Annotated in this window: 18 protein-coding genes; 5 read left to right on the top strand and 13 right to left on the bottom strand. The window is 36.0% G+C overall.

What is annotated here, in order from left to right; all coding sequences use genetic code 11:
- Positions 1-54: 54 nt before the first annotated feature.
- The gene (glnA, locus tag BMX34_RS03945; protein ID WP_092571004.1) at positions 55-1,395 is read right to left on the bottom strand and encodes a type I glutamate--ammonia ligase; all 1,341 of its coding nucleotides are present in this window, start codon (positions 1,393-1,395) and stop codon (positions 55-57) included.
- A gap of 184 nt (positions 1,396-1,579) precedes the next feature.
- On the opposite strand from glnA, the gene BMX34_RS03940 reads away from it, so the two are divergent.
- Together BMX34_RS03940 and BMX34_RS03935 are read left to right on the top strand one after the other, a co-directional pair.
- Positions 1,580-2,509 carry a C39 family peptidase gene (locus tag BMX34_RS03940; protein WP_159428840.1) on the top strand — a complete coding sequence of 310 codons (930 nt, stop codon included), beginning with the start codon at positions 1,580-1,582 and terminating at the stop codon, positions 2,507-2,509.
- A 19-nt stretch (positions 2,510-2,528) separates the two neighbouring features.
- Positions 2,529-3,422 carry a cation diffusion facilitator family transporter gene (locus BMX34_RS03935; protein ID WP_159428839.1) on the top strand — a complete coding sequence of 298 codons (894 nt, stop codon included), beginning with the start codon at positions 2,529-2,531 and terminating at the stop codon, positions 3,420-3,422.
- 110 nt (positions 3,423-3,532) lie between these two features.
- Here the strand turns inward: BMX34_RS03935 and dnaB are convergent, their stop codons facing one another.
- The 12 genes from dnaB to dnaA all read right to left on the bottom strand — a co-directional run bounded on the left by dnaB (position 3,533) and on the right by dnaA (position 17,464).
- Entirely contained in the window at positions 3,533-4,906 is a 1,374-nt protein-coding gene (gene dnaB, locus BMX34_RS03930; RefSeq protein ID WP_092570998.1) for a replicative DNA helicase, read from the bottom strand.
- Positions 4,907-4,942: 36 nt separating this feature from the next.
- Positions 4,943-5,395: a 50S ribosomal protein L9 gene (rplI, locus tag BMX34_RS03925; protein WP_092570996.1), complete on the bottom strand. Its 453-nt coding sequence runs from the start codon at positions 5,393-5,395 to the stop codon at positions 4,943-4,945.
- Between the two features lie 2 nt (positions 5,396-5,397).
- The gene (locus BMX34_RS03920) at positions 5,398-7,404 is read right to left on the bottom strand and encodes a DHH family phosphoesterase (protein WP_092570994.1); all 2,007 of its coding nucleotides are present in this window, start codon (positions 7,402-7,404) and stop codon (positions 5,398-5,400) included.
- A gap of 110 nt (positions 7,405-7,514) precedes the next feature.
- The gene (rpsR, locus tag BMX34_RS03915; protein ID WP_092570991.1) at positions 7,515-7,748 is read right to left on the bottom strand and encodes a 30S ribosomal protein S18; all 234 of its coding nucleotides are present in this window, start codon (positions 7,746-7,748) and stop codon (positions 7,515-7,517) included.
- A gap of 32 nt (positions 7,749-7,780) precedes the next feature.
- Positions 7,781-8,302: a single-stranded DNA-binding protein gene (ssb, locus tag BMX34_RS03910; RefSeq protein ID WP_092570989.1), complete on the bottom strand. Its 522-nt coding sequence runs from the start codon at positions 8,300-8,302 to the stop codon at positions 7,781-7,783.
- A gap of 37 nt (positions 8,303-8,339) precedes the next feature.
- A complete protein-coding gene (gene rpsF / locus BMX34_RS03905) occupies positions 8,340-8,639 on the bottom strand; it encodes a 30S ribosomal protein S6 (RefSeq protein ID WP_092570987.1) in 300 nt (99 codons plus the stop codon).
- A gap of 161 nt (positions 8,640-8,800) precedes the next feature.
- Positions 8,801-11,326 (bottom strand): DNA gyrase subunit A, encoded by a 2,526-nt coding sequence (gene gyrA, locus BMX34_RS03900; RefSeq protein ID WP_092570985.1) that lies wholly within the window; start codon positions 11,324-11,326, stop codon positions 8,801-8,803.
- A gap of 26 nt (positions 11,327-11,352) precedes the next feature.
- The gene (gyrB, locus tag BMX34_RS03895; RefSeq protein ID WP_092570983.1) at positions 11,353-13,275 is read right to left on the bottom strand and encodes a DNA topoisomerase (ATP-hydrolyzing) subunit B; all 1,923 of its coding nucleotides are present in this window, start codon (positions 13,273-13,275) and stop codon (positions 11,353-11,355) included.
- Positions 13,276-13,292: 17 nt separating this feature from the next.
- Positions 13,293-14,408 carry a DNA replication/repair protein RecF gene (recF, locus tag BMX34_RS03890; RefSeq protein WP_092571073.1) on the bottom strand — a complete coding sequence of 372 codons (1,116 nt, stop codon included), beginning with the start codon at positions 14,406-14,408 and terminating at the stop codon, positions 13,293-13,295.
- 8 nt (positions 14,409-14,416) lie between these two features.
- Complete coding sequence (yaaA, locus tag BMX34_RS03885) at positions 14,417-14,650, bottom strand: S4 domain-containing protein YaaA (protein WP_092570981.1); 234 nt, start codon at positions 14,648-14,650, stop codon at positions 14,417-14,419.
- 163 nt (positions 14,651-14,813) lie between these two features.
- Positions 14,814-15,971, bottom strand: a complete 1,158-nt coding sequence (gene dnaN, locus BMX34_RS03880) for a DNA polymerase III subunit beta (protein ID WP_092570979.1) — start codon at positions 15,969-15,971, stop codon at positions 14,814-14,816.
- A gap of 161 nt (positions 15,972-16,132) precedes the next feature.
- Positions 16,133-17,464 (bottom strand): chromosomal replication initiator protein DnaA, encoded by a 1,332-nt coding sequence (gene dnaA, locus BMX34_RS03875; RefSeq protein WP_092570977.1) that lies wholly within the window; start codon positions 17,462-17,464, stop codon positions 16,133-16,135.
- 453 nt (positions 17,465-17,917) lie between these two features.
- Here dnaA and rpmH point away from each other — a divergent pair, with 453 nt between their 5' ends.
- From rpmH to BMX34_RS03860, 3 genes are all read left to right on the top strand, one after another.
- Positions 17,918-18,052: a 50S ribosomal protein L34 gene (gene rpmH, locus BMX34_RS03870; protein ID WP_092570975.1), complete on the top strand. Its 135-nt coding sequence runs from the start codon at positions 17,918-17,920 to the stop codon at positions 18,050-18,052.
- Between the two features lie 126 nt (positions 18,053-18,178).
- A complete protein-coding gene (gene rnpA, locus BMX34_RS03865) occupies positions 18,179-18,517 on the top strand; it encodes a ribonuclease P protein component (protein WP_092571071.1) in 339 nt (112 codons plus the stop codon).
- A gap of 16 nt (positions 18,518-18,533) precedes the next feature.
- Positions 18,534-19,367 (top strand): YidC/Oxa1 family membrane protein insertase, encoded by an 834-nt coding sequence (locus BMX34_RS03860; RefSeq protein ID WP_092570973.1) that lies wholly within the window; start codon positions 18,534-18,536, stop codon positions 19,365-19,367.
- Positions 19,368-19,370 lie beyond the last annotated feature (3 nt).

Genomic DNA, 19,370 nt, shown 5'->3' with positions numbered 1-19,370 from the left:
ACCGAAATCTGAAACGAAATACTTTTCAAATCTATAAGCTACTATATCAATTTATTAATAGGTCATAAAGTATTTTTCAATTTCCCATTGAGTGACTTGTTGAATGTACTCGGCATATTCTAAACTTTTTTCTCTGATAAAGGCGTCAGAGATATGACTTCCTAACGCAGCCAACATGTCAGGTGTTTGACTTAAATAGGCGACTGCTTCACGTAATGAGGCTGGCAATTGATCAATTTGACGTTCAGAGCGTTCTTGATCAGACATGGCGTAGATATTTTGATTAACTGCTTCAGGTGGCATAATCTTTTCTTTAATTCCTTTTAATCCCGCCGTGAGTAAAACCGATAAAGCTAAGTAGGGGTTGGCTGACGGGTCAACACTACGTACTTCAATACGGGTTGAATTGCCTCTTGCTGCAGGAATACGAATGAGTGGAGAACGATTTTGTTGCGACCAAGCAATATATACTGGTGCTTCGAAACCAGAAACTAAACGTTTATAGGAATTGACAGTAGGATTAATAATCGCAGTATAGGCTTTAGCATATTTCATTAATCCCCCAATAAAGTAATAGGCCGTTTGTGAAAGTTGGTCAACGCCATCAGGATCATAAAAGGCATTTCCTGCTTCCGTAAACAAAGATAAATTGAAATGCATGCCTGACCCAGCTAAGCCATGAATTGGTTTCGGCATAAAAGATGCGTGTAAATTATGACGATGGGCAACATTTTTGACGATGAGTTTAAATATCTGGATGTTATCACAAGCAGTTAAGGCATCACTATACTTCCAATCAATTTCATGTTGACCAGGGCCACACTCATGGTGACTAGCTTCAATTTCGAAACCTAGATCTTCAAGCTCTAGGACAATATCTCGTCGAGTATTCTCAGCTGAATCCATCGGCGCTAAATCGAAATAACCTCCTTGATCATTCAATTCCATCGTAGCATTTCCATTTTCGTCATTCTTAAATAAGTAAAATTCTGGTTCTGGTCCTAAATTAAAGGAAGTAAAGCCCATTTCTTCCATTTCTTCTAAGACGCGTTTTAAGTTCGTTCTAGGGTCCCCAATAAAAGGTTGACGTTTTGAAGTTTCAATATCGCAGATTAAGGAAGCAACTTTGCCATTGCCTTCCTGCCAATTATAAACTAACCATGAATCTAAATCGGGAATTAAATACATATCACTTTCTTCGATACGAACAAAGCCGTCGACTGAAGAGCCATCAAAAGTCATATTATTTTCCAAAGCTTTCTCTAATTGAGAGAAGGGGATTTCAACATTTTTGATCATGCCCATAATATCGGTGAACATTAAACGGATAAATCGAACTTCATTTAGGCGTGCATCCTCCAGGATACTTTGTCGATTCCATTTTTTTTCAGACATACTATTGCCTCCTTTTAATAATGTGACCATTATAGAAATACTATGGGCATGGGTCAAAGTATTTTTGTAAACTTTCAAAAATTTTTTAAGCTTTGTTCATAAATCGGATTGAAAGCGATTTGTAATATAAATTTATAGAGAATGTGTTACAATAAGAAAAAATATGAGGAGGCCCTTTTTGTGCATGAAAAATAAATATCATAACTTTTTTGCAGCAGGCCTTAGTCTTATCATCATCCTTATTGGGTCCGTCATTGTTTTCTATTTAAATGATATGACGGTAAAAAATCAAACCATTGTGGAAAATAACCAACAGGAACCAGAAGAAACAACCAGTTTAGTGATGGAACCTGACAGCTCACAGGGATCGCTCGTGACGGGAAGCCAAATTCAAAAACCCTTATCCCAAGCTTTGGTTGAATATAATCCTGATAACCCAGAAACTATTGATGAAGTAAAAAAGATTAATGAACAACAATTCGAAAATAATTTAGTTGAGTCTCAAGACGAAATAGTTTCCGCTATTAATGCAAATAACCTGGATATTGAAGAGCTAGGCTATCTTTTTTTACCGGAAAATCCAGCTAATTATCCCGAATTGGCCGATATTCCCCAAATTAATATTCCCTTAATCTTACAAAAAGATGCCCACTGGCGTAAAACACCTTATGGTACCAATACCACTCGTCAATTAGGCGAAAATGGGTGCGCCATCGTCTCTTTGGCCATGGTACATTCCAGTCTATCTGGTCATTACCAAGAACCCCAAGACATTCTTGATTGGTCTAAAGAAAATTACTATGTCGATAATCAAGGTACTTCTTGGCAAATTTTTGGTGATTTTGCTGACGCTTTTGGCTATCAATTCATGAATTATGGGAATGATTTCTATCAAGCCATGGAAGCCGTCAAACAAGGCGAAGTTGTTGTGGCTAGTGTTAAACCTGGCTATTTCACTGAAATCGGTCATATTCTTGTGATTCGTGGCTACGATAATGGAAAAGTTTATGTCAATGATCCCAATGACAATCCCTTAAAAATGTTTTCGATTCAAGGTATCGATGAGAGTATTTTTTTAGAAGAAGGCCTCAATTATTGGTCATATGCTAAATAAAGAAAAAGGACGTTATCAAATGTTTAACCAATCAAATTCAAATAAATCCCAGCCTTCAGCCTCTTTCGGGGCAAGACTGGGCATTTTTATTTATATTTTAATGGCTTCTAGTAAAATACTTGGCGGGCTCTTTTTTGATTCCCCATCAGTGTATGCCGATGGTTTAAATAATTTATCGGATGTCTTCTCATCTTTAGCTATTTTCATCGGTCTTTTCATTGCTCAGCGACCGAAGGATGATGACCATTATTTTGATCATCATAAGTACGAATCCTTAGCTTCATTTATTGTTGCTATGCTGATGGCTAATATTGGGATTGATGTCATTCGTTCCGCGATTAATCGATTCATTCAACAGGATTTTCCTAATCCCGACTTAAAAGTTATGTGGATTTCTGTGCTTTCATCAATCATTCTATTTATAACTTACAAATATTTGAAAGCTATTGCGACCAAGAATCGGAGTCTGGGACTGAGAGCTACTGCCCAAGATATGTTTACTGACGTGATGATATCGCTTTCAACAATTATTGGAACGTTAGCTGCTAATCGAGGCTATGCTTCCATAGATATATTCATTGCGATATTAGTTGGACTATTAACCATCTATTCAGCTTTTACAATTATTAAAGATTCAACTTTTATTTTATCCGATGCCTTCAATAAAGAAGATTTATTAAAATATCAAGTTGCTGTCGAAAAACATCCAAGAGTCAAAAAAGTCAGAGCGATTCGGGCACGACGTAGTGGTGTAAATATTTACGTTGACGTCGTGGTGGAAATTGATGGAGCGTTAAGCGTTACTGAATCTCATACTATTACTGAAGAGATAGAAATAATTCTAAACCGACTTTATCAAGTCTATGATACAGATGTTCATGTAGAACCCTATACTAATAAATCTAATCATTAATTGACGTGATATTGACTCTTTACGTAAGCATACGTCATAACGAAACCCCATCATCTCGAGTAGAAATAACTCGTAACGATGGGGTTATTTTTTCGTGAATGTTAAGTAATTTAAAATTCCGGAACGGGTGCGAAAGACAAACTAGAAAATTTATTATATTCTTTCTTAAATAACAAAGTAACCGTATCGCGAGCTCCGTTTCTATTTTTTGCTAAGATAACTTCCACAGTATTATCTGGCATATCGTCATCTCGAGGCCCCTCCTGATCTTCTTGTTGATGGTAGTCTTCGCGATATAAGAACGCTACAATATCTGCATCTTGTTCAATTGATCCAGATTCACGAATATCACTAAGAATTGGCCGTTTATTTTGACGATGTTCCACACCTCTGGATAATTGAGATAAAGCAATGACCGGTACAGAAAGTTCTTTAGCTAATTTTTTAAGTTGACGCGAAATTTCGGAAACTTCTTGTTGTCGATTTTCTTTCCCTGATCCTTCAATTAATTGCAAGTAATCGATAACAATCAATCCTAATTCTTTAGTTTCTTGTTTTAGTCGGCGACATTTGGCGCGTATTTCACTAACTTTTGTACCTGCAGAGTCATCAATATAAATTGGAGACTCTCGTAATACATTGGCAGCGATTGATAGACTGGTCCATTCATCGTCAGTTAATTGTCCTGTTCTTAAATTTGTTGCATTGATGTTTCCTTCGGCACACAGCATCCGATTGACCAAATCCAAAGCACCCATTTCCAAGGAAAAGATGACAACAGGAACTTTTGACTTGGTAGCTACATTCTGAGCAATATTTAAAGCAAAAGCGGTCTTACCCACTGAAGGTCGAGCTGCGATGATAATCAATTGATCCGGTTGAAATCCTGTGGTCACCCGATCTAAATCAATATAACCAGAAGGAAGCCCAACGATGTCTTGTTTTGTTTCACTTAAGGTAGTAATACGCTCAAAAGCTTCTCCCACAATATTGCGGATCAAGACGGGATGATTGGCATGATTTTTATCCCCAATTGAAAGAATAATCTTTTCACTTTCATCGATAATATTTTCAACTTCATCCGCCTCTGCATAAGCTAAATTAGAGATTTTTTGGCTGGCTGCAATCAAATTTCTGAGTGTCGCTTTTTCTTTAACAATTTTAGCATAATAATCAATATTTTCCGAGGTTGGCGTCGCATATGAAATATCAATTAAATATTCATTACCACCCGCATTTTCTAACTCGTCAAAGGCGTCAAGTTGATTAGCTAAAGTGACAATATCGATAACTAAGTTGTTATCGGCTAGTCTAATCATGGCATTATAGATCAGCTGATGGGCTCGTTTATAGAAATCGTCCATCTCCAAAATCATTTGTAAATTTGCAATTTTCTGTGGATTAATTAAGACAGCTCCTAGCACAGATTTTTCTGCTTCGATATTAAAAGGAAGCTGCTTTTCTTCAAAATTCAAACCTTCCAATCGGAAACCTCCAATTTAAAGCCCTAATGTGTCGAATTATTTCTCAGTGACTTTCAAATCAATATTAGCGAGCACATCATGATGTAATTTGACTGGCACATTATATCTACCTATAGCAGTAATATTTTCTTTTAATTGAATTTTACGGCGATCAATCTCAATATCATATTGTTTCATTAATTCGTCAGCAATTTGCTTAGGTGGAATGGCGCCAAATAATCTACCATCTTCACCAATTTTAACTTCGATGGTAACGGTAACATCTTTGGCTTCAATCGCTTTTTTAGTTGCTTCTGCTTCTTGCAACTCTTCTTCAGCAATCCGTGCTTGAGCCTTTCTCTTTGATTTTAATTGGTTTAAGGCTGCATTATCAGCCAATACGGCAAGATTATTTTTTATAAGATAATTGCGTCCATAACCCTCGGACACTTCAATAACCTGTCCTTTTTTACCTTGTTTTCTAACATCTTCAAGTAAAATGACTTTCATAATTATTTATCCTCCTTGAATATCTTTATTTCTTCAATGAGCTTTTGGTAGGCTTGATCGATAGTGATATCTTCAATCTGAGTAGCCGCATTAGACAAGTGTCCTCCGCCACCTAATTTCTCCATAATAATCTGAACATTAACAGTGCCCAGACTACGTGCACTAATACCAATCGTATGATCATTCCGTCGATAAACCACAAAGCTTGCATCTATGCCTTTAATGGTTAGCATTGAATCTGCCGTTTGTGAGGCAATAATATTATCTATGATGGTTTGATTATCCCCTTTGGTAATTGCAAAATGATCAAATACTTCCATCTTCTCAATCAGACGATTACGCATACTTACGGCTGCATAGTCTTCTTTCATAAGTATCTGAATCTGATCCATATCGGCACCCCGTGATTTCAAGAAACTTGCCGTATCGAACGTTTTAGATCCAGTTCTAGATGAAAAACTATGGGTATCAATCATAATACCAGCTAACAAAGCAGTTGCTTCAAAGGCACTTAAGCCTTCTTTTGAATAACGCATATTCATAAAGAATTCAGTCACTAGTTCAGAAGTTGATGAAGCATAAGGCTCAATATAGGTTAACACAGAGTTCGATGGGAATTCTTCTCCCCGTCGGTGATGGTCAACAATCACTACTTCAGCCAAATCGATCAGTTCTTCGGCATCGCTCAGGCTCGGTTTATTATGATCTACCATAATAATCAGTGTTTTCTTAGAAATAAGAACCTTGGCAGCCTCCACATCTACAAAAGTTTCGTTAACATTTAAATTCTTACTTAAACGTATTAATTCCTTGACATCAGAATTAAATTCATCTTCATTGACAACTATTTTTACTGGTCGATTAAACAGCTTAACAATTTTATACATACCTAGAGCCGAGCCGATAGAATCTAAATCGGGGACTTGATGGCCTGTAATCAACACGTTGTCACATTGTTGAATTTGGGTCTGAAAGGCTTGAAATATGAGTTTTGAGCGAATATTTGACCGTTTCTGTGTTTGTTGGGTCTTACCGCCATAGAAACGAGCTTTATCATATTGGGATTTCACCACAATTTGATCGCCACCTCGACCTAAGGCTAAATCTAAGTTTGCTTGAGCTTGTTTGGCCAAATCATTGATTCGATAATCTACTTCTTCTTTACTTGGATAAGCAATTCCAATACTTACAGAGACAAGTATATTTTGTAGATTATTTTTCTTCTTAAGCTCATCAAAGAATTTAAATTTATTTTGTTCAAGTTCAGCTAAGGTAGCTAGATTCATTAGTAAAATGAATTTCTCATCATCTATTCGTTTACTATAAATATGATAGGTATTGGTCCAGTAATTAATTTCTTTCAATAAGGTTGCGTCAAAATCAGCTGCCTCTTGATCATCTAAAGTTTCAATGACCTCATTGTAATCATCTAACAATAAATAACCAAAGACCAAACGATCATTTTTTCGTTGTTCTTGAATATTGACTTCATCACTGACATCAATAAGAAACAATCTACCATCAGCTTTTTGATGGAGTGTTTTATAATATTTTGAATAATACTTAATAATATGCCAATGCTTATCATCTTCTACAGCAAAGAATTGAGAAATTTGTTCGTCAATCTCAGGAATATATTCTCCTAATACGTCTTTCTTACCAATGATATTCTGCATCGAAGTATTCAACCAACGAATTCTTTGTTTATCATCATAAAATAAAATTCCTAGTGGACTACGATTATATGAATCTTCATGGGCTTCTCGTATTTCTTTAGATAAATCATTTGCTAAAGCATTAATATTTTGAACGAATGTTTCCATATTGAAATACAAAAAAGCCAGCACAATGAGCAGTAATAATAATAGTAAGATTCCTGTTTTCCAATCATTGATCATGGCAATCGTCATAATAATGATGTAAGCCAGCGTTACCGTATAGATTTGCCAGGAAATTTCCAAAGAATGGAAAATAGAAAAAAATCTTTTGATTTTTTCTTTTGAGAACATGGTTCACCTCATTTCAATATGTTTAATTTTATCATATTTACAGCACCATTACTACGCTAGCTAGTTTGTTTCACGTGAAACAAAAAAAGATCCCGAAGGATCTTTTACGATTAATCTTGTACGGTAAATGGTAATAATGCCATAATACGTGCACGTTTAATTGCAGTTGTTAAAGCACGTTGATGTTTTGCACAGGTTCCAGTTACACGACGAGGTAAAATTTTACCTTTATCGGAAACGAAACGTCCTAACAATTCAACATCTTTATAATCTGGATGGTCGATATGATTTGCACAGAAATAACATACTTTTCTTCTGCGTCTTCCTCCACGACGTTGTGCCATTATTCTTCCTCCTTTACACTTTGTGCCATTGCTTAGAAGGGAAGGTCGTCTTCTGATATTTCAATTGGACGTCCATCTTCCACGAATGGACTTTGAGAAAACTGATTGTCAAAATTATTGTCAAACGATTTGTTATCGAATGATGACTTATTATTGTTAAATTGATTTGTGTTATCAAATGTCGGACTAGAATAAGAGTTGTTTGAATTATTAGATACAGGTCTTTGTTCTGTAACTGAGCGAGGCTCTAAGAGATGGAAGTTATTCACAACCACTTCGGTAACATACACACGTTGACCTTGTTGATTCTCATAATTACGGGTTTGAATCCGTCCTTCAACTCCAATTTGAGATCCTTTACGGGTAAAATTAGCTAAGTTTTCAGCAGCTTTCCGCCAAATAACACAATTAATAAAATCTGCCTCACGTTCACCTTGTTGATTAGTAAAACTACGATTAACCGCTAAAGTAAATGTTCCTACCGCTACTCCAGAAGAAGTGAATTTTAAATCTACTTCTCTAGTCAGCCGTCCCACTAATTGAACAGTGTTCATATTTTACATCCTCCTCAATGTTTCACGTGAAACAAAATTAATCTTCAATTTTAACAATCATGTGTCGTAAGATATCGCGATTAATACGTGCTAAACGATCAAATTCATCAATAGCCTTTGCATCGGAAGATTCAAGATTAATGAGATGGTAAATACCTTCCTTATAATCATTGATTTCATATGCAAGACGACGTTTAGCCCAATCTTTTGATTCGATGATGGTTGATCCATTGTCTGTGACAATAGCATCGAAACGTTCAACAAGTTCTTTCTTTGCATCATCAGTCATATCAGGACGAATAATGTATAAGATTTCATACTTTGCTGTTTGGCTCATGTCTGCACCTCCTTTTGGTCTATTGGCTTTAATATGAAACATTAAAGCAAGGAGAGTATTGAAAACAATACTCACACTTGCCTAGTTTACAGCAAACGATAAATAATAGCAAGAAAAAAATGAGATATGTATTCATAAAAATACACATCTCATTCGAAAACTTATTCTGCTGAATTTGACTCACTTTCTTCAATTGATTCTTCTAAATCATCAGCATCATCTTCTTCAGCAATAATTTTTGTGACCGAAGATACAATAGAGTCTGAATTCATCCGAATCACTTTCACTCCAAGAGTGGCGCGAGATGATTCAGGAATATCATTACTATCTATTCGAATAGCTACCCCTTGATTGGTCATAATTAATAAGTCTTCACTACCGTCAGTCACTAGAATACCGGCTAATTTTCCACTTTTTTCAGAAATATTGGCTGTTTTTACGCCAAAGCCGCCCCGATGTTTAATTGAATATTCTTCAGCCAGGGTCTTTTTACCATATCCTTTTTCACTGACTACCAGGACGTGTTCATTGGCAGCTAATGAAGCTCCTCCAATCACATAATCAGTCGATCTTAATTTAATACCACGTACGCCAGTAGCGGTCCGACCCATGACTCTAACTTCTTCTTCAGGGAAGACGGTGGCATTTCCTTCATGAGTTCCGATAACTATCGCTGCGTGACCATCGGTTTCAATCACATTAATTAACTCATCTTCATCTTTCAAATTAATCGCAATCAGACCATTTGTCCGAATATTAAAATATTCTTGAGCCAAACTACGTTTCACGGTTCCATCGCGAGTAATAAAGAACAAATAGCGTTCTCGTTCAGAATGACCAGTCTCTTCTTCACTCGGTTTAACAGCAATGACCTCTTTAACAACTTCATCTTGTTCGATATTCAATAAATTCACAATAGGTAGGCCCTTAGCTTGTCGACCAAATTCTGGAATATCGAATCCTTTTGCTCGATAAACTTTCCCATAATTAGTAAAGAATAGTAAAGTATCATGGGTTGAACAAGAAACTAGGTTCTGAATACGGTCGTTATCGGCTAGGGTCATTCCCTTAACCCCACGTCCTCCACGATTCTGAACATGGAATTCATCGTCCGTCATCCGTTTAACATAACCATTGGTCGTTAAAGCTATCAAAATATCTTCTTCTGGGATTAAATCTTCATCCTCTATATCGATAATTTCTCCTGAAACAATCTCGGTTCGACGTGGATTACCAAATCGATCTCGAATTTCAATTAATTCATCTTGGATAATTTCATAGAGACGCTCTTTGTTTTCTAAGATTTCAGTTAAACGAGCAATAAGTTCCAGTAGTGACTTATATTCTTCTTCAATTTTGTCTCGTTCTAAACCTGTTAAGCGCACCAAACGCATATCTAAAATTGCTTGAGCTTGAATATCAGTTAAACTGAAACGTTCAATCAATTGAGCTTTAGCTACCTCACTATCATGAGATGAGCGGATGATTGAAATAATTTCATCAATATGGTCTAGGGCAATGCGTAAACCTTCTAAAATATGAGCTCGATCTTCAGCTTTTTTCTTCTCAAATTCGGTTCTCCGCCGAATTACAATTTCTTGGTGCTCAATATATTTTTGTAAAATTTCTTTAAGACTTAATATCTTTGGAACCCCTTGATCAATTGCCAACATATTAATGCCAAAGGTGGTTTGTAATTGAGTATATTTGTATAAATTATTAATGACCACTGCTGCTGAATTTTCACGTCGAACTTCAATCACAATTCGCATACCATCACGACTAGATTCATCATTAGCGTATGTGATTCCTTCAATTTTTTTATCCCGAGCCAATTCAGCAATTTTTTTAACGAGATTGGCTTTATTTACCCCATAAGGTATCTCAGTGATAATAATTCTTTCGCGATCATGAGCTAACTCTTCAATTTCTATTTTTGAGCGAACTAAAATCTTACCTTGACCTGTTTTATAGGCTTTTTTAATACCGGCTCGACCCATAATCATCGCTCCGGTAGGAAAATCCGGTCCTGGTAGAACTTCTAGAATCTGATCCAAAGTAGCTTCTGGGCTCTTTATTAATAAAATAATAGCATCAATGACCTCTGACAAGTTATGAGGAGGAATATTAGTAGCCATACCGACAGCAATTCCAGCGGCCCCATTGACCAGTAAATTAGGGAAGCGTGCCGGCAGAACAACAGGTTCACGCTCTTCTTGAGAATAATTGTCCTGAAAATCAACCGTATCCTTGTTAATATCTCTCAACATTTCCAAAGCAATTTTACTCATTCGCGACTCTGTATACCGCATGGCCGCAGCCCCATCACCGTCGACCGAACCAAAGTTTCCGTGTCCGTCAACTAACATCTCCCGATAAGAGAAATCTTGCGCCATTCTTACCATCGCTTCATAGATTGCTGAATCACTATGAGGATGATATTTTCCCATTACATCACCTACAATCCGGGCCGATTTTTTATGAGGTTTATCTGGCGTCACACCTAGTTCACTCATACCATACAGAATACGACGGTTGACTGGTTTTAAGCCATCACGCACGTCAGGCAGGGCACGAGAAACAATGACACTCATGGCATAATCAAGAAATGACTTACGCATTTCTTTTGGTAGGTCTACTTTTTCATAATCATCGCGTGGGGTGAAGTCAATATTTTCTAAAGTCATGATTTACTCCTTTCAACTAGAATAAATTAAATATCTAAATTCTCAACGTAAATGGCATTTTCTTCAATAAAGTTACGTCTTGGTGGAACTTCATCACCCATTAACATTGACATCACTTGATCAGCTTCCTCGGCATCATCAACAGAAACTTTTAATAGGCGACGATTTTCTGGATTCATCGTAGTTTCCCATAATTGTTCGTAATCCATTTCCCCCAAACCTTTATACCGTTGCACCCGATATTTGGCATCGGGATTTTCTCTTTTCCAGGCGGTTAATTCTGCATCAGAATCGATGTAAATAGCCTTTTTTCCATGTTTAATTTGATAAAGAGGGGGTTGAGCAATATATACATAGCCCGCATCCAAAAGAGGGCGCATAAAACGAAAAATTAATGTTAATAACAAGGTCCGAATATGTGCACCATCGACATCAGCATCGGTCATAATAATTAATTTGTGGTAGCGAGCTTTGCTAACATCGAATTCAGAACCAAAGCCAGTGCCCATCGCCGTGAACATTGAACGAATTTCTTCGTTGGCCAAGATGCGGTCCATGGTTGCTTTCTCAACATTTAATATTTTACCTCGAATAGGTAAAATAGCCTGGTACATTCTTGATCGACCTTGCTTAGCTGACCCCCCCGCTGAATCACCTTCGACGATAAATAATTCCGATTTTTCAGCATCTTTACTTGAACAATCTGCCAATTTACCAGGTAAGTTAGCAATCTCTAAGCCTGATTTCTTCCGAGTCATCTCTCTTGCTCGCTTAGCAGCATTGCGTGCTTGAGACGCTAAGATACCTTTATCGACAATCATCTTCCCAATCCGCGGATTTTCTAGTAGAAAAGTTTCAAAATTTTGAGAGAATAGTCTATCGACAATCGTCCTGACTTCTGAATTTCCTAATTTTGTTTTGGTTTGGCCTTCAAATTGCGGATCTGGATGTTTAACTGAAAGGATAACGGTCAATCCTTCTCGAGTATCATCTCCGTTAAGATTTTCTTCGTTGTCTTTCAGCATCTTTTGTCTTCTAGCATAATCATTAATAATCCGAGTCAATCCGGCTTTAAATCCTGATTCGTGGGTCCCACCTTCATGGGTGGGAATATTATTGGCAAAAGAATAGATCTTTGTCTTATATCCTGATGTGTACTGAAGAGCAATTTCCACTTCAATGCCTTCAGACTCATCCTCTAAATAAATGACATCATCAAATAATACCTTTTCGTCCTCATTTAAATATTGAATGTAACTTTTTAAGCCACCTTCATAATGAAAACTTTCACTTTGTTCGCGGTCTTGACGTTTATCTTCTAAACTAATCCGCAATCCTTTATTCAAAAAGGCTAGCTCACGAATACGATCTCTTAAGCGATCATATTTAAAATCTGTCGTTTCAGAAAATATCACTGGGTCTGGTGTAAAATTAACTTTTGTTCCAGAATGTTCCGACTTGCCAATGACTTCTAATTCTTTATGGACTACACCGCGTTCAAAAGCAATTGAATAAATTTTTCCCTCTCGATATACTTCAACATTGACTTGAGTAGAAAGAGCATTAACCACTCCAGCACCCACACCATGGAGTCCGCCAGAAACTTTATAAGAAGATCCGTCGAATTTTCCTCCCGAATGCAATACTGTATAGACGATTTCAACAGCAGGACGACCGGTTTTTTCCTGAATATCTACCGGTATTCCGCGCCCATTATCAATCACTGTCACACTATTATCTTTTTCAATGATCACTTCAATATGATCAGCATAACCTGCTAAAGCCTCATCAATTGCATTGTCGACAATTTCCCAGACTAAATGATGAAGACCTTCAATGGAAGTAGAGCCAATATACATCCCAGGTCGCTTTCTGACAGCTTCTAATCCTTCCAATACTTGAATATGACTCGCATCATAGACATTGTTATTTTTTTCTTGTTCTGGCAATGGAAAACACTCCTTATTTATAATTCATTAATGATTCCTTGGTGAACTTGTAATATTTGTGCATGTTGTAAACTCTCTGAACGAATGCCCTTAATGGTAGCTGTGGTTAAGAACGTTTGAATCTTATCTTCTATATGGTTCATCAAAAGGTGCTGTCGATTATCATCGAGTTCAGACAATACATCATCTAATAGCAAAATAGGATATTCCCCGGTGAATTGCTGGAATAATTCGGTTTCGGCTAGTTTTAAACTCAAAATAATGGTTCTTTGTTGACCTTGCGAGGCAAAAAGATCACTCTGGCGATTATTGATATAAAAAATTAAATCATCTCGATGAGGTCCAATCAGAGTTAACATACGCTCTTTTTCTTTATCAATGTTGTTCTCAAAATACTCTTTCATTTGTGTTTTTATTTGAGAAAGATTTCCATAATTAATTTGTTTAATGCTAGATTGATAAGCCATAGTCAATTTATCTCGTTGATTCGATATGATTCGGTGAATGGGTTGAGCGATTGTCATCAAACGGTCAATGAAATCTAGACGATTGCTTATGATTACAAAAGCTTCATCTATTAATTGATCCGTTAATACTTCAAAGAAAGTGTGATCAAATTTAGAACTCTGGCCATAATCTTTTAAATACTTGTTTCTTTGTTTTAAAATCGTCTGATATTTGACTAAAGATTGTAGATATAAAGGATGTGCTTGACCTAATTCAGCATCCATAAATTTTCGACGTAAACTAGGACCACCCTTGATCATTTGTAAATCTTCTGGCGCAAATAGTACGACATTTAATTTGCCAATAAAAGCACTTAATTTGGCTTGTTCAATATAATTGACTTTGGCCACTTTTCCTTTAGGATGAAGGATTAATTCTAAAGGGAAAGTGTAATCTTTCAAATGAACTTGAGCTTGGATACTGGCATAATCTTGACCCCACTGAATCAGATCATGATCATGATTGGTGCGATGACTTTTTGCAAGTGATAACAAAAAAATCGCCTCAAGGAGGTTAGTCTTTCCTTGGGCATTCTCGCCAGTTAAAATCGTTAAACCTTGGTGAAATTCTAGTTCAAGAGAATCATAATTTCGATAATGTTGAAGTTGAAGACTGTCAATAAACATTGAAAAGATCACTCAGTTTCATGGTTAGTCAGAAGAATCTTTAAATCTTCTTCTGGCAATTCAATAAGATCGTCGACATATAATTTTCTGCCACGTCGATTCTCAAGTTGGCCGTTGACATAGACAGGGTAGGTTTGTAAATACCATTTCGCCATACCACCACTAGAAATGATGTCATGCTGCTTTAATAGTTGTCCCAAATTAATATATGGCTGACTTAATGATTGTTGGATTGATTCCATAATTCACCCACCCTTTCTTTACTTATATTATACCCAATATTACAATCATTCACAAACCATAACCAAAAATAAATCACTTTATAAGTCTTACAAAGCAAACTTGGTAAAAATCCCTAAAAAATAAAAAAGGCCTAAAAAGGCCTTTTTTTCTTTAAATTTTAGATTAGTAATGTGTCCGAATTGGGGTCAATAATTGAAGAAGTTGATTATTAGCGCTCTCATTCTCATTCTTCTCAGCTGGGGTAAGCAGAAGCGGACGAACCGGAGTTTGGAAACCAATATGAATATCAATCGGACCAAAGGATTTTAAAGCATCTTTCATGTAGTCAGGATTGAAAGAAATCTTTAAATCATCGCCTTCAGCCGATTTAACTTCAATAATTTCTGAAGCTTGGCCACGTTCATTGGAATTAACCAACAATTCCACTTTTTGGTCATTGATATCTAATTGGACGACATTATTCTTACCCTGATGAGACATTAGACTTGCCCGTTCGATTGCAGCTAAGAATTCTTGTGAATCCACAACGATTTCTGTCTGATGGTCTTGAGGAATGAGACGATTCGTATCTGGGTAATTTCCTTCCAATAAGCGTGAATAAATCACTAAATTATCCATGGTAAAGATTACTTGTTTATCGGCTACCATCATCTTCAACTGATCTTCGTCTTCGATAATTCTGGATAATTCTTGGACAGTTTTCTTAGGAATGTTTATGGATTCAAAATTTAATTCCTCTTGAGAATATTTAACCGGAATCATTCGCCGACTTAATCGATGACTATCCGTAGCCACCCCAGATAAGAAATGATCGCTAGAGCTTAGGTGTAATCCCGTTAATACTGGACGACTTTCTTGGTTAGACGCAGAAAAGATTGTTTGATTAATCAAATCACGGAAAAGTAAGGTAGGTAATTCAAGTGTTGATTCTGCTACGATTTCTGGTAAGTGAGGGTAACTTTGTCCATCAATTCCATTTAAATTAAATACGGCTTGACCAGAACGTATTGTTAATAAGTATTGTTCATCGGTTTCAATGGTAATAATATCAGTTGGTAATTTTTTAATTATCTCGCTAAATAACCGAGCAGTTACCACGATAGAACCTGGTTCAATAATTTCTAATTGATAGGCTTCATCTTGGATATTTAGGAAAGCTTCGATGGAAATTTCTGCATCTGAGCCGATTAAAGTAATTCCATCTTCTTGGGCCACTATTTTAATTCCAGTTAAGACAGGAATCGTTGCTTTTACTGGAACAGCTCTGGTGACATTGGCAAGTTGATTCATAAACGATTGTCGATGGATTGTAAATTTCATAATAAGCTCCTTTATTAATTAATATATTTTATATAAATAAGTCTTAGTAGTAGGAGGTGTGGATTCTGTGTAAAAATGAATGAAACAGTATTTACTCAGGCTTTATCTTGTGTAAGACCATGTCAATAAGTCCTTGATGAGTTGCGATTTTATCAACAAGCTTATTTTAGTCGATCTTTTAGTTGTTGGATTTCTTCTTGTAAAGAGGCATCTGTTTTTAAGTTAGTTGAAATTTTTTCATAGGCATGAATCACGGTTGTATGATTTTTATTACCAAATTCTTCTCCTATTTTTGGAAAAGAGAGATTAGTAAGTTCACGACTCAAATACATGGCAATTTGGCGGGGGACGACAATCTCTTTGATGCGTTTCTTACCTTTAATTTCTTTATTAGTCACTGTATAGAAATGAGCAACTTCATTAATAATTCGCTCGCAAGTTAGTGGCCGATCGTCTTGTTGATCAACAATATTTTTTAAAGCTTGAGCGGCAAGATCTGTAGTTATTTCTTGACCATTAATTGCAGCAAAAGCTATGACACGCACCAATGCGCCTTCAAGTTCACGAATATTTGAATCAATATTATTGGCGATATAGGTTAAAGTTTCAGAGGAAATATCTAGGTGTTCATTGGCTGCTTTTTTTCTTAAGATAGCAATCCGCGTTTCTAAGTCAGGTGGAGTAATATCTGTGGATAATCCCCATTTAAAGCGACTAATTAATCGGTCTTCCAAATTATCAATATTATTAGGGAGTCGATCCGAGGTTAGTACGATCTGTTTACGATTATTATAAAGGACATTAAAAGTGTGGAAGAATTCTTCTTGGGTTTTCCCTTTATTAGATAGAAATTGAATATCATCAATCAATAGGACGTCAACATTTCGGTACATTTCACGAAATTCATTTTGCGATCCATTTTGAATACTCGTAATAAAGTCATTAACAAAAGCTTCACTGGTAGCATATTTGATTCTAGCACTGGGATTATTTCTTTTAATCTCATTACCAATGGCTTGCATCAGGTGCGTCTTTCCTAATCCAACGCCACCATATATAAGGAAAGGATTATAAAGAGTGGCAGGATATTCAACGACAGCTTGTGCTGCTCCACTTGCCATTTTATTATCTTCCCCAATGACAAAATTATCAAAAGTATAATTGGGATTAAGTGAAGTATCAGAAAAATAGGCTGGCCGATTCGCTTTATTTACCTGATTATAAGCAGTGGGGGCAGGTCCTTGATCTTGAACTATCATAAAAGTGGGTTGATATTCTACCCCATATTTATTAAGTGAATGCTGCAGTATATAACCAGCCAAATGTCTTTCCCAATATGTCTTAGTGAGATCATTAGGAACAGCTAATGAGATGGCTTGATTCCCCATACGTAGAGGATATATGGGTTCGACCCAATTTTTGTAAGCATTCTCAGAGAGGAGTTGGCGGAGATATTCAGTCATTTCTTGCCAAAACTGGTCTTTCTCTTCCATGAAGTCACCTCTTTTACCAAATTTAAATGAACTGAAATAATAAGTTAATTGTAACATATTTTGACTTATCCACAAGTTAATTTATAAAGCAAGGTTTTAAACAAATAAACAGTAGACTTATGCACATTATGATAATAATTGTGGATAAGTTAGTGGATAGATAAAAAATCATTTCGCTTGTTCATAAAAAAATGCGATTTTAATCGGTTTTATTGGACTTATCCACAGAATTTGTGGTTAAAAAAGTATTATATTAACATCCTGTGTCTTTGTTAATAAGTAATATATTTTAATGTTGAATGATAAAGAACCATTCCACATATTGACAGGACCTGTGGATAAAAAATATTTTCTCTAAAAATTTATTTGATTCTTGACAATTTCTCTTAAATTCTTTAGAATATTTTGGTATTGGACATAAAATAAACTTATTATAGAAGGGATGTAAGGCAAGTGAAAAGAACTTATCAACCAAAAAAACGCACTCGTAAAAAAGTTCATGGATTCCGTAAAAGAATGAGCACTAAAAACGGCCGTCGCGTTTTAAGAAAACGTCGCTTAAAAGGTAGAAAATCATTATCTGCATAATTTTTTAGGTTTCCGAAACTCGGGAGCCTTTTTATTTTGTGTAAAAATCATTGAATTCTGTTTTTAATTTGTATGAATATTCGCTATAATAATAAGAAGTCAGTGGCAATAAAGTAGGTGGATGGTATTAAAAAAAAATATCGGGTAAAAAGTGAATATGATTTTCAAAAAGTATTTCATGAAGGAAAGTCAGTGGCTAATCGCCAACTTGTGCTCTATGTTTTTACGAAACCAGATCAAAAACATTTTCGAGTAGGAATATCTGTGGGAAAGAAAATTGGAAACGCGGTCAAAAGAAATCAAGTGAAAAGATATATTCGCCAAGCCTTATTAGAATTAGAAGACCAGATTGATCAGGAGCTTGATTTTTTATTAATTGCTCGACCAGATATTCGTGATAAAAATATGGAGCAAGTTAAGCATTCAATTATTCATGTCATGAAATTAGCAAAGATTATTAAATAGATTTTAGGAGGGCTCCATGCAGCACATTCAACGTCATTATAAAAAGATTCTGATCCTCTCAAGTATGTTATTATTAAGTGGATGTAGTCAACAGGGTACCGGGCAAGCTGGGTCAAGTCTCTGGGATATTTATATTATTCAACCCCTATCCCAATTTATTCTTTGGTTATCGAGTTTGTTCGCTAATCAGTACGCCATCGGAATTATTTTATTTACTTTATTGATTCGTATCTTATTAATTCCTTTAAATAATATGCAAATGAAATCTCAACGTAAATTACAAGAAATCCAACCAGAACTCGACGCTATCAAAGCAAAGTACCCTAATAAAGATCGTCATTCTATGGAACAATTACAAGAAGAACAATCTGCGCTGATGGAGAAACGCGGTGTGAATCAATTCGCGGGTTGTCTTCCTTTGCTAGTTCAATTCCCAGTGATGATTGCCCTTTATCAAACCATTCAAAGAACGGAAATCTTACGTCAAGGTCATTTCTTGTGGATGAATTTAGGTCAACGAGATCCTTACTTAGTTTTACCTATTCTAGCAGCCGTTTTCTCTTTCTTATCGACTTATTTGATGATGAAGGCGGCACCTAGCTCCAACTCGGCAAATAAGGTAATGACTTACGTTATGCCTGTGATTATATTTATGATTGCTTTTGGACTACCGAGTGCCCTAGGTCTTTATTTTGTAGTAACCAACTTATTTACTGTGGCTCAAGTCTTAATTTTTAATAATCCTTATAAGATTATTCGTGAACGAGAAGAAAAAATTCAAATTGAGAAAGATCGTCAAAGGGAATTGAGACGCCAATTAAGACGGGCTACGGGTAAAAATAAAAAATAATGG

The organism is Ignavigranum ruoffiae, from assembly GCF_900110675.1.
Classification (GTDB): Bacteria; Bacillota; Bacilli; order Lactobacillales; family Aerococcaceae; genus Ignavigranum; species Ignavigranum ruoffiae.
The sequence above is the reverse complement of the archived record's forward strand: the minus strand, read 5'-3'. Positions and strand labels throughout refer to the sequence as shown.